The 13,564-nt window shown below is 62.6% G+C and carries 15 protein-coding genes and 1 tRNA gene; 13 read left to right on the forward strand and 3 right to left on the reverse strand.

Annotated features, from left to right (window positions below; all coding sequences use genetic code 11):
• Positions 1 to 426 precede the first annotated feature (426 nt).
• Entirely contained in the window at positions 427 to 879 is a 453-nt protein-coding gene (locus NKJ13_RS18090) for a cupin domain-containing protein (protein ID WP_352509427.1), read from the reverse strand.
• Positions 880 to 1,156: 277 nt separating this feature from the next.
• On the opposite strand from NKJ13_RS18090, the gene NKJ13_RS18095 reads away from it, so the two are divergent.
• Positions 1,157 to 1,242, forward strand: a tRNA-Leu gene (locus NKJ13_RS18095).
• Positions 1,243 to 1,307: 65 nt separating this feature from the next.
• On the opposite strand, the gene NKJ13_RS18100 is transcribed toward NKJ13_RS18095, so the two are convergent.
• Positions 1,308 to 1,886: an NUDIX domain-containing protein gene (locus tag NKJ13_RS18100; protein ID WP_352509429.1), complete on the reverse strand. Its 579-nt coding sequence runs from the start codon at positions 1,884 to 1,886 to the stop codon at positions 1,308 to 1,310.
• A 152-nt stretch (positions 1,887 to 2,038) separates the two neighbouring features.
• Here NKJ13_RS18100 and NKJ13_RS18105 point away from each other — a divergent pair, with 152 nt between their 5' ends.
• The 8 genes from NKJ13_RS18105 to NKJ13_RS18140 all read left to right on the forward strand — a co-directional run bounded on the left by NKJ13_RS18105 (position 2,039) and on the right by NKJ13_RS18140 (position 8,732).
• Positions 2,039 to 3,142 (forward strand): NADH:flavin oxidoreductase/NADH oxidase, encoded by a 1,104-nt coding sequence (locus NKJ13_RS18105; protein WP_352777964.1) that lies wholly within the window; start codon positions 2,039 to 2,041, stop codon positions 3,140 to 3,142.
• Between the two features lie 108 nt (positions 3,143 to 3,250).
• Positions 3,251 to 3,568, forward strand: coding sequence for an SH3 domain-containing protein (locus NKJ13_RS18110; protein ID WP_352509431.1), 318 nt, complete (start codon positions 3,251 to 3,253; stop codon positions 3,566 to 3,568).
• A 62-nt stretch (positions 3,569 to 3,630) separates the two neighbouring features.
• On the forward strand, positions 3,631 to 3,924 hold the full coding sequence (locus tag NKJ13_RS18115) for a DUF982 domain-containing protein (RefSeq protein ID WP_352467305.1): 294 nt from the start codon (positions 3,631 to 3,633) through the stop codon (positions 3,922 to 3,924).
• A gap of 28 nt (positions 3,925 to 3,952) precedes the next feature.
• Entirely contained in the window at positions 3,953 to 4,192 is a 240-nt protein-coding gene (locus NKJ13_RS18120; RefSeq protein ID WP_254817690.1) for a DUF2188 domain-containing protein, read from the forward strand.
• Between the two features lie 163 nt (positions 4,193 to 4,355).
• Positions 4,356 to 5,441, forward strand: coding sequence for an ABC transporter ATP-binding protein (locus NKJ13_RS18125; RefSeq protein ID WP_352477401.1), 1,086 nt, complete (start codon positions 4,356 to 4,358; stop codon positions 5,439 to 5,441).
• Positions 5,442 to 5,474: 33 nt separating this feature from the next.
• Positions 5,475 to 6,800, forward strand: coding sequence for an ABC transporter substrate-binding protein (locus NKJ13_RS18130; RefSeq protein ID WP_254817688.1), 1,326 nt, complete (start codon positions 5,475 to 5,477; stop codon positions 6,798 to 6,800).
• Positions 6,801 to 6,886: 86 nt separating this feature from the next.
• Positions 6,887 to 7,837, forward strand: a complete 951-nt coding sequence (locus NKJ13_RS18135) for a carbohydrate ABC transporter permease (protein ID WP_254817687.1) — start codon at positions 6,887 to 6,889, stop codon at positions 7,835 to 7,837.
• 1 nt (position 7,838) lies between these two features.
• A complete protein-coding gene (locus NKJ13_RS18140; RefSeq protein WP_352738092.1) occupies positions 7,839 to 8,732 on the forward strand; it encodes a carbohydrate ABC transporter permease in 894 nt (297 codons plus the stop codon).
• 89 nt (positions 8,733 to 8,821) lie between these two features.
• On the opposite strand, the gene NKJ13_RS18145 is transcribed toward NKJ13_RS18140, so the two are convergent.
• Entirely contained in the window at positions 8,822 to 9,808 is a 987-nt protein-coding gene (locus tag NKJ13_RS18145; RefSeq protein ID WP_352738090.1) for an alpha/beta fold hydrolase, read from the reverse strand.
• 147 nt (positions 9,809 to 9,955) lie between these two features.
• Between NKJ13_RS18145 and NKJ13_RS18150 the strand changes: the two genes are divergently transcribed.
• From NKJ13_RS18150 to NKJ13_RS18165, 4 genes are all read left to right on the forward strand, one after another.
• The gene (locus tag NKJ13_RS18150) at positions 9,956 to 10,705 is read left to right on the forward strand and encodes a competence/damage-inducible protein A (RefSeq protein WP_352777967.1); all 750 of its coding nucleotides are present in this window, start codon (positions 9,956 to 9,958) and stop codon (positions 10,703 to 10,705) included.
• A gap of 74 nt (positions 10,706 to 10,779) precedes the next feature.
• Positions 10,780 to 11,613 carry a universal stress protein gene (locus NKJ13_RS18155; RefSeq protein ID WP_352738086.1) on the forward strand — a complete coding sequence of 278 codons (834 nt, stop codon included), beginning with the start codon at positions 10,780 to 10,782 and terminating at the stop codon, positions 11,611 to 11,613.
• 111 nt (positions 11,614 to 11,724) lie between these two features.
• Positions 11,725 to 12,225, forward strand: coding sequence for a xanthine phosphoribosyltransferase (gene gpt, locus NKJ13_RS18160; RefSeq protein WP_352474044.1), 501 nt, complete (start codon positions 11,725 to 11,727; stop codon positions 12,223 to 12,225).
• A gap of 220 nt (positions 12,226 to 12,445) precedes the next feature.
• Complete coding sequence (locus NKJ13_RS18165) at positions 12,446 to 12,934, forward strand: NUDIX hydrolase (RefSeq protein WP_352649196.1); 489 nt, start codon at positions 12,446 to 12,448, stop codon at positions 12,932 to 12,934.
• Positions 12,935 to 13,564: the final 630 nt, after the last annotated feature.

Here is a 13,564-nt window from a genome sequence, read left to right on the forward strand (position 1 = left end):
CGAAGTTGCAGCTCTCCCCCCTTGAGGGGGAGATGTCGCCGAAGGCGACAGAGGGGGTCGCCGATCCACGCGCGACGACCCCCTCTGGCCTACCGGCCATCTCCCCCTCAAGGAGGGAGATTGATGCGCCACGGCTTTCGCCAATCGCCAAGGGCATTTTGTGCCGGCCGCAGCAACTTTGTTCTTGCTTTGTGCCGGCAGCTATGCTACTAATTTGGCTATGGTGCTAATTGGCTCCAACGACCCGCCCGCCGAGGCGGGTTTTTTGTTTTAGCGTCGTTCATGGCAAAATGGCCCAAGCGGAATATGATTCCGGCTAATCAGCTTTCGCCGCGTTAGCGGATCTTACTGAATCGACGGTCGCGGAGTGTGACGCACTCCATCGTTCTAGCCTTCGGCCGGTTCAATCAATTCGATCCCGAACTGTCACTTCTTGCTCGGGTCGTCTGCCGGGTTGACGTAGGTGATCTTGAATGGCCCCTCGCCATGAACCTCTACGATCGTATCGCTTGTCGTCCAGGCGAAGTGATTCATTCCGGCCGGTGCGACGCCGAAGCCGCCAGCAGTCAGTTCGACGCCTTTCGCCTCGTCGAGCTTATCGCCCATTCCAAAATGGAAGTTGCCGGAAAGCACCGTCATGTATTCCGTGGTGGGATGATTATGTGCGGCAATTTTGTAGCCTGCGGGTGTCTTCAACCGCAGCACAAAGGCGCCGTCCTTTGAGGGATCTCCAGCGACAACAGCCATTTCCGCCCCAGCAGGAATGACAGCAGGAGCAGGACCCCATTTGATGTCTTTGGCGTTCATCGGCATCTCGTCAGCAGACAGAGGCGCCGTCCCAACAAGCAGCAGTGCCAGGGCAGAGGCAAGCTTGAGCATGACAATCTCCCAGTGTCTGTAGACGACGGCGTCGAGTATCGGCGCGCCGATCCACTTGCCGATTGGAGTCTATCAGGCCAGAGCGCCCGAACGCATCCTGCGAACGGGGGACACGCATTCGCGGTAGCCTCGGAAGCTGTCGCTAAAAACATCTCCAGGTGAAACGATTTTGTTTGTATCTCCGTGGGTGAGGCCCTCGCTAGCTTCCAGTGCCAGATTTGTCGACGGCAGAAGACGGCTTGACGGCCTTTGGCTGGCGGCTGAAAAGGGCTGGCCTGCGGACGTGGCGGAATTGGTAGACGCAAGGGACTTAAAATCCCTCGATCTCTGATCGTACGGGTTCGATTCCCGTCGTCCGCACCAGATTGGTCTTCGTTTGATACCCTTCGTAACTGGAGACCAGGGCGCTCGACCCGGTTCTGGCCCCCTCACCTCCCAATCGGGTTCAGCTTCAAATGCTGGATTAAAATAATCGTCTTGGCGTCGATGATCCGACCATCGTGGATGCCGGCCAGCGCCTCGTCGAGCGGCATTTCCAAAACCTCGATGTCCTCGCCTTCGTCATGCGCGCCGCCGCCGTCGGAAATGCGGTCGGCGGGCGAATAGCGGGCGACGAAGAACCAGAGCCGCTCGGTCACGCTGCCGGGGCTCATATAGGGCGAAAACAGCCGCTGCACGTCCTTCAGGCGGTAGCCGAGTTCCTCCTCGGCCTCCTTGCGGATGCAGGTTTCGGGATCGTCTTCGTCGAGCAGGCCGGCGCAGGCCTCGATCAGCGGCTCCTTGTGGCCGGTGACGTAGGCCGGGTAGCGGAACTGCCGCACCAGAAGCACCGTCGACCGCTCGGGATCGAAAGGCAGGATCACCGCACCGTCGCCGCGATCGTAGGTCTGGCGGGTGTGCGTTTCCCATTTGCCGTCGCGCCGGCGATAATCGAAGACGGTCTTTTTCAAAACCGCCCATTCGTCGGAAAGGATTTCCTCAGAGCGGATGCGAATGCGATCTTCCATGGTGGACTCTCTGCTGCCGCGGCAAGGCGTAGCCGCGAACGGCCGTTCGTGCAATCGGTCCACCAATTGGTCCAGCGGCCGTTTCACCGTCTCGTGTCTGGCGCTGGCACAGTCGGCTGCCTAAATAGCGGCAACCCTTTCCGGAGTTTTTTATGACCTCATCGCTTTTCCAGCCGATCACCCTCGATGGCCTCACCTTCCCCAACCGCATCGCGGTCGCGCCGATGTGCCAGTATTCGGCCGAGGACGGCTCGGCCAGCGATTGGCATCTCTATCACTGGATGAACCTGGCGATGTCGGGCGCCGGCATGGTCACCGTCGAGATGACCGATGTCGAACGGCGCGGCCGCATCTCGCATGGCTGTCTCGGCCTCTATTCCGAGGACAATGAGGCGGCGGCGCGACGCACGCTGGATGCAGCCAAGCGCGTCGCCGCGCCGGGCACGAAATTCGGTACGCAACTTGCCCATGCCGGACGCAAGGCCTCCAACCGAAAACCCTGGGAGGGCGGCGGCCCGCTGCACGCCGATCAGGACCCGTGGCCGATCGTATCGGCCTCGGCTATCGCCTACGACACCGGCTGGCAGGTGCCGCGGGCGCTGGAGGACGACGAGATCCTGCAAATCATCGAACGCTTCGCCGACGCGGCGCGGCGGGCCGAGCGCGCCGGCTTCGACTTCATCGAGCTGCATGCCGCGCATGGCTATCTGATCTTCCAGTTTCTGTCGCCGCTTTCCAACCGGCGTACCGACCGCTGGGGCGGCTCGCTGGAAAACCGCATGCGTTTCGCCGTCGAGATCGCCAAGGCGGTAAAGAAGGCGGTGCCCAGGCTGATGCTGGGCGCGCGTCTGTCGATCAAGGAATGGGTCGATGGCGGCTTCGACGTCGAGGATGCGATCGAAGTGACAAAAGCGCTGAAGGAAGCCGGCGTCGCCTATCTCTGCTGCTCGAGTGGCGGCAATTCGCCGTTGCAGAAGCTGCCCTCTGGGCCCGGCTACCAGGTGCATCTGGCCGAAGCGGTGCGTAAGGCCGTCGGCATCCCGACGCGGGCCGTCGGCCTGATCGACGATCCGAAACAGGCCGAGGCGATCGTCGCCGACGGCCGCGCCGACATGGTGGCGCTGGCGCGCGCCTTTCTTGCCGATCCGCGCTGGGGCTGGCGCGCCGCGGCCACCTTCGGCGAAAAAATCCACCCGGCGCCGCAGCTTGCCCGCTCGGTGACGACGATGCAGCACTGGATGAAGGCGGCGAACTGACGGCGGGTTCGTCTCGCTGGGCGGGCCAGCACAGCTTCGCACTGATCCTCTGCCGGTGTAGAGTGGCCGGGGCCGCGGCTGGGCGCGGCGGGTTGGGGGAGCAGAGATATGTCGTTCAGGGGGATTTCCATTGCGGCTGCCGCCGCGGTCGTGGCCGGGCTGTCGTTCGCCGCATCGACGCCGGCCGGGGCGCAATATTGCGAAGGTACGGTTCACGGTCTTTCCAAGCACTACAATCTGGCAACCGGAAGTGGCTTTCTCGCCGTTCGGGCCCGACCGAACTCGTCGTCACGCATGATCGGGCAATTGTTCAACGGCGACCAAACCGAGATCTTCGACCGGCGCGGAAACTGGTACCAGGTCGATTTCGGCGGCCGCACCGGCTGGGCGAATGCGCGCTGGCTGCGCAATGGCTGCGGCTATTGAGCTATTTTCGCCTGAGCTAAAATAGCAGTTGCAACCAAATCGGCCGCTCCGCGTTGGCGGCGATGATGGACAGCAAGCCATTTGAAAAGCCGGTCGTGGTCGAACTCGGCCATGTCGGCAAGTATCGCCACATCCGCAGCGCCCAGGAGGCGGCGGAGTGCCTGATGACGGTCTGGCCACTCAATCGCGGGCCCCGTCATCGTGATGCCCTCGACACTTGCCTAAAAGTGCTGGAAGGTTATCGTTCGACGGCGGATGCGCGCCGGGCACTGATCGAAGCCGCCAGGGAATCGGACGTGCTGGTCGCAGACGACAGGCTGCCAGACGACAGGCTGGCCGACGACAGGCTGCATTGAGGCAACGGGCTTTCAACCGGAGGGTTTCATGGCGAAACTGACCTACAAGATCGTTGAGCATGACGGAGGCTGGGCCTACAAGGTCGGCTCGACATTCTCCGAAACGTTCCCCACCCATCAGGATGCCTTGCGCGCCGCCGAGATCGCTTCGGCCGAACAGCAGGTCGCCGGCAACACCGACGGCATCCAGTACGAGGACGCCGACGGCAACTGGCACGACGAGCTCGCCGACGGCCGCGACCGGCCGCAGACCGAGGTTTCGGATTAGGGCGTGTCGATATCCCAGTGATGCCGGCGTGCTTTACAGGTCGGTTTGGTAGCGCTACCGTCTTACATCGCGCGTGACCGGGGAGGAGCCTGGGCGTCGCCGCGGGCCAGGCAGAAAGCGGTTTCCTTCGAAGTCGTTGCAGGAATCAATCGGGAGGAGATCGATGGCGTCTGTCGCAATCGGCGATGTCTACAAATCATTTGGGACCGTCGAGGTCCTGCACGGGGTCAGCGTCGATATAAACGACGGCGAGTTCGTCACGCTGGTCGGACCTTCGGGTTGCGGAAAGTCGACCCTTCTCAGAATGATCGCCGGCCTGGAAAAGATCTCGCGCGGCCAGATCGCGATCGGCAAACGTGTGGTCAACAACGTTGCGCCAAAGGAGCGCGACGTCGCCATGGTCTTCCAGAACTATGCGCTCTACCCGCATATGACGGTTGCCGAGAACATGGCGTTCTCGCTGATGCTCAAGGGCGTTCCCAAGACGGAGAGCGATGCCGGCGTGCGGCGCGCGGCCGAAATCCTGGGACTGGTGCCGCTGCTCGACCGCTATCCGCGCCAGCTTTCCGGCGGCCAGCGCCAGCGCGTTGCCATGGGTCGGGCGATCGTGCGCGATCCGCAGGTCTTCCTGTTCGACGAGCCGCTATCCAATCTCGATGCCAAGCTCCGGGTGCAGATGCGCGCCGAGATCAAGGAACTGCACCAGCGCCTGAAGACGACGACGGTCTACGTCACCCACGACCAGATCGAGGCGATGACCATGGCCGACAAGATCGTCGTCATGCATGACGGCATCGTCGAGCAGATCGGGCCGCCGCTCGAGCTGTACGACCGGCCGAACAATCTGTTTGTTGCCAGCTTCATCGGCTCGCCCGCCATGAACATGCTCAGGGGCGAGATCGTAAGCGACGGCTCGCCGTCATTTCGCGGCGCCGGAGGGATTTCGGTCCCGTTGGCGTCGGCACTTTCCATCGGCAATGGTGAGCCGGTCGTGCTGGGGATACGGCCCGAGCATTTACGGCTGTCCGACCATCAGGGCATTCCGGTCACCGTCGCGGTGGTCGAGCCGACAGGGTCCGAAGTGCAGCTCATCGGCCGAACCGCCGGCGGCGAGGAGATCGTCGCCAATTTCCGGGAACGGCATTCCTTCACGCCGGGCGAAACCATCCGGCTTACGGCCGAGCCTGGCCTCATCCATCTCTTTCACGGCAAAACCGGACAGCGGTTCGAAACACCCATCGGGCAGTAGGACGGCAAGGACAATAAGCAGGAGGAAGCGAACATGAAATTCACCAGACGCGACGTGATCCGCACCACCGCCGGCGCGGCGGCGGGAGCCTTGGGAAGCCGGTTCATCGGCTCTCCCGCCTTTGCTCAAGAGGGGTTGAAATACAAGCCCGAGGACGGCGCCAAGCTCAGGCTGCTGCGCTGGTCGCCTTTCGTGCAGGGCGACGAGGATCAATGGCTGGCCAACACCAAGCGCTTCACCGAAGCGACCGGCGTCGAGGTCCGCGTCGACAAGGAAAGCTGGGAGGACATTCGCCCCAAGGCGGCGGTCGCCGCCAATGTCGGCTCCGGCCCGGACCTGATGTTCGTCTGGTTCGACGACCCGCACCAATATCCCGACAAGCTGCACGATGTGACGGAACTAGGCGAATATCTCGGCTCGAAATATGGCGGCTGGCACGATGGACCGCACCAATATGCGACACGGCAAGGCAAGTTCCTCGGCCTGCCGCTGGCGACCATCGGCAATGCCATCGTCTATCGCGAAAGCTGGGTGAAGGAGGCCGGCTTCTCAGAATTTCCAAAGGACACGGCAGGCCTGCTCGAGCTTTGCAAGGCATTGCAGGCGAAGGGGCACCCGGCCGGCTTCACGCACGGCCACGGCGTCGGCGACGGCAACAACTACGCGCACTGGCTGCTGTGGAGCCATGGCGGCCAGATGGTCGACGAGAACAGCAAGGTGACGATCAACAGCCCCGAGACGCTGAAGGCGATCGAATACGCGCAGCAACTCTACAAGACCTTCATTCCCGGCACCGAAAGCTGGCTCGACGTCAACAACAACCGCGCCTTCCTGGCCGGCGAATTGAGCGTCATCGCCAACGGCATTTCGGCCTACAACACGGCCAAGATCAACAAGGACAAGGATCCGAAGCTGGCTGAAATAGCCAAGGACATCCGCACCACCAACCTGCCGATCGGCCCGGTCGGAAAATCCGTCGAGCTGTTCCAGGTGACCACGGCCGTGATCTTCGACTACACGCCCTACCCCAACGCGGCCAAGGCCTACCTGCAGTTCATGTTCGAGGATCCGCAAATGTCGCAGTGGATCACGTCATCGGCAGGCTATTGCTGCCAGACGCTCAAAGCCTTCGACAACAACCCGGTTTGGACGGCCGATCCGAACAATGCCGCTTACGCCAAGGCCTCGGCGACGCTGCGGCCCAACGGCTATGCCGGCCCGCTCGGTTATGCCTCGGCGGCGACCATGGCCGACTATGTGCTGGTCGACATGTTCGCCAAGGCGGTGACCGGCCAGGCGACGCCGCAAGAGGCGATGGAAGAGGCCGAAAAGCGCGCCAACCGCTACTATCGCGTTTGAGCCGGCTCGGCCGGGCAGCCATGCTGCCCGGCTTCGAATCGCGCATGGCCGCCCGGCCGTTTACGAAACCTTAGAGGAGCCGACCCATGGCCGTGACCTCCGCCGCCGTTCAGCCGCGTCCCTCGATCTTGTCTCGCATCCTGGCGACCTTGGCCGATAGCCGAAACGCGCTTGGCTTCGGCTTCATGCTGCCGGCGGCGGCACTGCTGCTGGTCTTCCTGACCTATCCGCTCGGGCTCGGCGTCTGGCTCGGCTTCACCGATGCCCGCATCGGCCGCCCCGGCATCTTCATTGGCATCGAGAATTACGAATATCTGTGGGACGACGCCGTCTTCTGGCTCTCCGTTTTCAACACCTTGCTTTATACGATCAGCGCCTCGATCCTGAAGTTCGTGCTCGGCCTCTGGCTGGCGCTTATCCTCAACCAGAACCTGCCGTTCAAATCGTTCTTCCGCGCGATCGTCCTGCTTCCCTGGGTGGTGCCGACGGTGCTGTCGGCCATCGCCTTCTGGTGGATCTACGATTCGCAGTTCTCGATCCTGTCCTGGGCGCTTATGGAAATGGGCCTGATCGACCATCGCATCAATTTCCTCGGCGATCCCGAGAATGCGCGGGCTTCGGTCATCGCCGCCAATGTCTGGCGCGGCATTCCTTTCGTGGCGATCACGCTGCTTGCCGGCCTGCAGACGATTCCGCAGTCGCTCTACGAGGCCGCCACGCTCGACGGCGCCAGCCGCTGGCAATTGTTCCGCTACGTGACGCTGCCGCTGCTGACGCCGATCATCGCCATCACCATGACGTTTTCGGTACTGTTCACCTTTACCGATTTCCAGCTGATCTATGTGCTGACGCGCGGCGGGCCGGTGAATGCCACCCACCTGATGGCGACGCTGTCGTTCCAGCGCGGCATTTCCGGAGGCCAGCTTGGCGAAGGCGCCGCGATCGCAGTCGCCATGATCCCGTTCCTGCTGGCGGCGATCCTGTTCAGCTACTTTGGCCTGCAACGGCGCAAATGGCAGCAGGGCGGCGGAGATTGACATGACCGCGATCGAAACGAGTAAACGCCCGAAAGTCGACGAAGGCGGCATGGGCTACCTGCAGAGCGTGCCGCGCCGCGTGGTGACGGTCTATCTGCCGTTGCTGATATTCGTCATCGTGCTGTTGTTTCCGTTCTACTGGATGACGATCACGGCGGTTAAGCCCAATCTCGAGATGACCGATTACGCCAATTTCAACCCGTTCTGGGTGGTGCATCCGACGCTCGAGCATATCCGCTACCTGCTCTTCGAGACGTCCTATCCGGGCTGGCTGCTCAACACGATCATCATCTCGACCGCCGCCACGTTCCTGTCGCTGCTGGCTGCGGTGTTCGCTGCCTATGCGATCGAACGCTTGAGGTTCTCCGGGGCGCGGCAGGTCGGCCTCGCGGTGTTCCTCGCCTATCTCGTGCCGCCTTCGATCCTGTTCATTCCGCTGTCGGTGATGGTGTTCAACCTTGGGCTTTACGACACGCCCTTCGCTCTCATCCTCACCTATCCGACCTTCCTGATCCCGTTCTGCACATGGCTGTTGATGGGTTACTTCCGCTCGATCCCGTTCGAGCTGGAAGAATGCGCGCTGATCGACGGGGCGAGCCGCTGGCAGATCCTCACCAAGATCGTGCTGCCGCTGTCGGTGCCGGGCCTGATTTCCGCCGGCATTTTCGCATTCACGCTGTCATGGAACGAGTTCATCTATGCCTTGACCTTCATCCAGTCGTCCGAAAACAAGACTGTGCCGGTCGGCGTGCTCACCGAGCTGGTGCGCTCGGACGTCTATGAATGGGGGGCGCTGATGGCGGGAGCGCTGATCGGCTCGCTGCCGGTGGTGGTGCTCTATTCGTTCTTTGTCGAGCACTATGTTTCCTCGATGACCGGAGCCGTGAAGGAATAGCCGATATCCTGATTAGGTTCGGAGGTATTCCCGGCGGCCGGGATGCGCGGGGCGGCACCCTGCCGGCCGAGACCGCGTCCGGGAGGGTGTCAGCCGCTGGTGTCGGACTTCGGCGCAAATGCGCGGTCGGCAATGCGCTCGATGAAAGCGACGACCCGTTCCGGCTCGACGAATTGCGGCATGTGGCCAAGCCCCTCGACAGGTTCGAAATCGAGCCCGCTGATCTTTTCCATCACCGGCCAGCCGTGGATATCGATGCCCAGCACGCGGTCGGAAGCACCAAACAGAATGCCGGCCGGCATGGTGATCTCACCATAGCGTTTCTCGATGCGGCCAAGGTCATGCGCGATGGCCACGACATCGGTCGATGTTGCGTAGAAATGGCTTGGCCTCAGCCCGCACCAGCCGCCGCCCTCGACCATATAGTCGGCCGGCGCCGTCTGTGGCGCGAAGATGAAGGCCAGCGTGCGTTCTGCATATTTGAGAGCCGCGGGGATCGCCACCGTATGAGCCATGATCCGGCGCCGCAGCGGCGAGTTGATGTATAGCGGGCCGAACTTCTCGCGCGCGTCCGGTTCCATATGGGTCAGCGGCGCCAGCAAGGCGACACCGGAAATCGCCTCGGGATGCTCGACAGCCAGCGTCAGTGCGATGGCTCCGCCCAGCGAATGGCCGACGACCAGAGGCTTCTCCAGCCCAAGCGCCTCGATAAAGCGCCGCACGATCTCGGCCTGCTCGGGCAGCCGCCCGCTGGCGCCCCTGGCCCGCACCGAATAACCGGAACCCGGACGGTCGAACGCGATCAGCCGATAGTTCGGGCCGAAAATTCCGAACAGCGTGTGGCGGAAATGATGAAGCTGCGCGCCGAGGCCGTGCAGGAAGACGATCGGCCGCCCCTCGCCCGTCTCGACATAATGAATGCGGTTGCCGTCGATCTCGATGAATTTCCCGCTGGCCGGCACCAGCCTTTCGGCTTTCGCCGCGATCCGCCGTGTCGCCAGCAGAGGATAGGCTGCCACGACGAGCGCCAGCAGAACCAGCGCGCCGGGCAGCCATAGAAGAATCGGTACCGGCATGTCTTGCTCAAGGCTCCAACCCGCACGCAGCATCACCCGCCGAAGGCTCCACTGCAAGGAGGTGGCACAGGTGGATCCGTCGTTTGGCGGCATTGCCGCCGGCCGCCCGCCGCGCTATCTCAGGCGACCCGTTTGCCGGAGCCTGCCATGACCGAAATCGTCACCGCCGCCATGCTCGTCATCGGCGACGAGATTCTGTCCGGCCGCACCAAGGACAGGAATATCGGCCACCTCGCCGATATCATGACGGCGATCGGCATCGACCTGAAGGAAGTGCGCATCGTTCCGGACGAGGAAGACGAGATCGTCGCTGCGGTGAATGCGATGCGCACCCGCTACACCTATGTCTTCACCACCGGCGGCATCGGCCCGACGCATGACGACATCACCGCCGATTCGGTTGCCAAGGCCTTTGGCGTGCCATGCGAATACGACGCCAGGGCCTACGCCCTGCTGGAGGCAAGCTATGCTGCCCGCGGCATCGAATACACGGAAGCGCGCAAGCGCATGGCGCGGATGCCGCGCGGGGCAGACCACATCGACAAGCCAGTGTCGGTTGCGCCGGGCTTTCGCATCGGCAACGTCCATGTCATGGCCGGCGTGCCGGCGATTTTCCAGGCGATGCTCGACAATGTCGTGCCGACGTTGCGGGCCGGCACCAAAATGCTGTCGGCCACCGTGGAATGTCCGTTCGGCGAAGGCCTGATCGGCGGGCCGCTGGGCGACATCCAGAAGGCGCATCCGGAAACGATCATCGGCTCCTATCCGAAATATGGCGACGGCAAATTCTGGACGGAACTGGTGGTGCGCGCCCGCAGCCAGCAGGCGCTGGACTCCGCACGCGCCGATGTAGAGGCTATGGTGGCGGGTTTGATCAAGGCAAACAAGCCGGGCTGATCGGCGTGACGGAACCAAGCATCGCGCAGTGACGTTTGTCACGATGGGATCGCCGTAAGGAGTGAGGGACTGCCATGCGATTCAAGACCATCGTCGCCATATTGCAGAACGAACAGGACGCCGAGCGCGTGCTCGACTGCGCGATCCAGCTGGCCAGCCGGTTCCAGAGTCATCTGATCGGCATCCATGCCGAGGCGCTGCCCGTGCCCTACACCTCGGCCACCGGCTTTCCGGACACCGAGTTCCTGCAAGTTTCGGCCGACATGAACCGGGAGCGCGCCGAGAAGTTGCAGGCCGCCTTTCACAATCGCGTCGAGAATTCCGGCCTGTCCTTCGAATGGCGCAGCCTCGAGAGTTTTTCCGGCGACAGCGCGCTGACCGGCATCTCGACCGTTCGCACCGCAGATCTGATCATCGCCGCCCAACGCGAATCGGGCAGCGACCCGAGCGCCGACGTCGACACGCTGGTCTACGACGCCGGCCGGCCGGTGCTGGTAGTGCCGCACTCGGGTCCGCTGGTGACCAGCTTCAAGCATGTGCTGCTCGCCTGGAACGGCAGCAAGGAAGCCGCGCGCGCGGCCTTCGATGCCCTGCCCTTCATCATCGAGGCCGAGAAGACGGACATCGTCGTCATCGACCCGCCGGATACGCTCGACGAGGCGCCGGAAACGGCCGGCGCGGAAATCGCCGCCTCGCTGTCCAGGCACGGCGCGACCGTCAGCGTCTCGGTGCTGAGGTCCGGCGGCGCCTCGGTCGACGACATCATCCAGACCAGGGTCGCCGAAACGGGTGCGGACCTGCTCGTGCTCGGCGCCTACAGCCATTCCTGGCTGCGCCAGCTGCTGTTCGGCGGGGTCACGCGGACGGTGCTGCGCACCGCACCGGTGGCGGCTTTCCTGTCGCGGTAGCTTCACCGGGATAGCTTTCCACTCCCCTTGCCAAGGCCAAGCCTTTCCAGTTAATTCCGCGCGCATTCCATAGTGTCTGCGCGCGATGCGCGCTTTGCGGAGTGCGCGAAGATGTCCCTGCCCGAAAAAGCCTTCCCGGTCTCCTGGGACCAGTTCCACCGCGATGCGCGCGCGCTCGCCTGGCGGCTTGCCGGCGCCAACAAGGGGCAATGGAAGGCGATCGTCTGCATCACGCGCGGCGGACTGGTTCCGGCCGCCATTATTTCGCGCGAGCTTGGCATCCGCATCATCGAGACGGTCTGTGTTGCCTCCTACCACGACTACACCAGCCAGGGGCAGTTGCAGGTGCTGAAGGAGGTCACGCCGGCGCTGCTCGTGGATGACGGGGCTGGCGTGCTGATTATCGACGACCTCACCGACACCGGCAAGACGGCCGGCATCGTGCGCGCCATGATGCCCAAGGCGCATTTCGCCACCGTCTATGCCAAGCCAAAAGGCAGGCCGATGGTCGACACTTTCGTTACCGAGGTCAGCCAGGACACCTGGATCTATTTCCCCTGGGACATGGGCTTCACCTACCAGAAGCCGATCGCCGACGATCACGCCGGCTGATTCGCGGCACCGCCGCTCATTGTAGCCGGTCGCCCAAGGCACCATCCGCGACCGACAAATGCCCACGTGATGCTCGCGCGGCCGCGCCATCTGGGCGGGACCGGCGCAAATCGGCAGAATTTCGCTGGTCCATGAAACATTTTTTACTTTTATTGCTTATAATTAGCCGTAAGATTCATGAGACGGCAAATGATTCTGGAAGCTGGGGCAAGCTTCTCCGATGTTGACGAGGCCAACGACGCACAACCATCTGGCCGAAAGGGTCCAGCGACTCTTCGGCGCGGTGCCGTCCCGCCTGCAGGTTGCAGCGTTGCCCTGGCGCGATAGCGGGGACGGCGTCGAAATCATGCTGATCACCAGCCGCGATACCGGCCGCTGGGTGCTTCCCAAGGGCTGGCCGGAAGCGAAGGAGCCGCTTTGCGAAGCGGCGGCGCGCGAAGCCGGCGAGGAGGCCGGGCTGCGCGGCACGATCTCGCATCACGAGGCCGGCCGCTATTTCTACGCCAAGGTGCTGGATTCCGGCGAGGAAGTGCCGTGCGAGGTTCTGGTGTTCCCGCTGCAGGTCGACAAGGTCGCCGACCGGTGGAAGGAAAAGCGGGCACGCACCCGCAAGTGGGTCACCGCCGCCGAGGCTGTGGGCATGGTGCATGAACCGGACCTTCGCCAGATCATCGCCCATTTCTGCGCCGATCCACGCCGGTTCTCCTGAGCCCGAGCGGCGCATAGCCGCGGTCAGGTGCCGCGAACGCCATCGCCGAAGCACCTCCGCGCGGCGCCGAACCTTCCTCGCTGCGCTCCGCTTCTATCCCCGTTATCCACATATGTGACACACAAGATGTTGGGGTCATAAAAGCTACGCAAACGAATCCTTGACGGCGCAAAACGAGTCGCCTTTTATAGGCCATGCGCTCCTGTTGAGAGTGCGACCGGAAAAGTTTCGAGGCCGGTCTTTTTCCCGGAATATGTGCGTTTTGATCCGCATTCCCGCCTGTTTACGAGGCCGGCGGAGGCGTGGGATTTTGAAGCCTTGGGGGGCGAAAGGGGAGGATTGTCGGGCTTGAATAAATTGTCTGTTAACACTATATTTAGTGTTTGCAGATAGGTTCGACGCTAGATAATGTGAATTTCCCTCGACCGAGGGCGTTACAAAAAGTTTTCAGTTTTTGAGGGACCCACAGGGTCCGTGAGCATGTTGGACAGCGGCCTCGCAAGAGGTTCGACCGGCAGGGCGGCGGAGACTGTGAAGATGAGAGCCGGGGTTTTCGAACGCCGGCAGACGGCGGGCATGCGCGTTTCGTCAAGAGGGCAGAAATCCTCTGGGAAAAGCGCTATATGTAGA

The sequence above is a fragment of the Mesorhizobium sp. M0174 genome (assembly GCF_040322275.1).
Classification (GTDB): domain Bacteria; phylum Pseudomonadota; class Alphaproteobacteria; order Rhizobiales; family Rhizobiaceae; genus Mesorhizobium.

Excerpts from the sequence above, each read along its gene's own strand:
- NKJ13_RS18090 (WP_352509427.1), bottom strand. The coding sequence starts at position 879 with ATGCTCAAGCTTGCCTCTGCCCTGGCACTGCTGCTTGTTGGGACGGCG.
- NKJ13_RS18100 (WP_352509429.1), bottom strand. The coding sequence starts at position 1,886 with ATGGAAGATCGCATTCGCATCCGCTCTGAGGAAATCCTTTCCGACGAA.
- NKJ13_RS18105 (WP_352777964.1), top strand. The coding sequence starts at position 2,039 with ATGACCTCATCGCTTTTCCAGCCGATCACCCTCGATGGCCTCACCTTC.
- NKJ13_RS18110 (WP_352509431.1), top strand. The coding sequence starts at position 3,251 with ATGTCGTTCAGGGGGATTTCCATTGCGGCTGCCGCCGCGGTCGTGGCC.
- NKJ13_RS18115 (WP_352467305.1), top strand. The coding sequence starts at position 3,631 with ATGATGGACAGCAAGCCATTTGAAAAGCCGGTCGTGGTCGAACTCGGC.
- NKJ13_RS18120 (WP_254817690.1), top strand. The coding sequence starts at position 3,953 with ATGGCGAAACTGACCTACAAGATCGTTGAGCATGACGGAGGCTGGGCC.
- NKJ13_RS18125 (WP_352477401.1), top strand. The coding sequence starts at position 4,356 with ATGGCGTCTGTCGCAATCGGCGATGTCTACAAATCATTTGGGACCGTC.
- NKJ13_RS18130 (WP_254817688.1), top strand. The coding sequence starts at position 5,475 with ATGAAATTCACCAGACGCGACGTGATCCGCACCACCGCCGGCGCGGCG.
- NKJ13_RS18135 (WP_254817687.1), top strand. The coding sequence starts at position 6,887 with ATGGCCGTGACCTCCGCCGCCGTTCAGCCGCGTCCCTCGATCTTGTCT.
- NKJ13_RS18140 (WP_352738092.1), top strand. The coding sequence starts at position 7,839 with ATGACCGCGATCGAAACGAGTAAACGCCCGAAAGTCGACGAAGGCGGC.
- NKJ13_RS18145 (WP_352738090.1), bottom strand. The coding sequence starts at position 9,808 with ATGCCGGTACCGATTCTTCTATGGCTGCCCGGCGCGCTGGTTCTGCTG.
- NKJ13_RS18150 (WP_352777967.1), top strand. The coding sequence starts at position 9,956 with ATGACCGAAATCGTCACCGCCGCCATGCTCGTCATCGGCGACGAGATT.
- NKJ13_RS18155 (WP_352738086.1), top strand. The coding sequence starts at position 10,780 with ATGCGATTCAAGACCATCGTCGCCATATTGCAGAACGAACAGGACGCC.
- gpt (WP_352474044.1), top strand. The coding sequence starts at position 11,725 with ATGTCCCTGCCCGAAAAAGCCTTCCCGGTCTCCTGGGACCAGTTCCAC.
- NKJ13_RS18165 (WP_352649196.1), top strand. The coding sequence starts at position 12,446 with ATGTTGACGAGGCCAACGACGCACAACCATCTGGCCGAAAGGGTCCAG.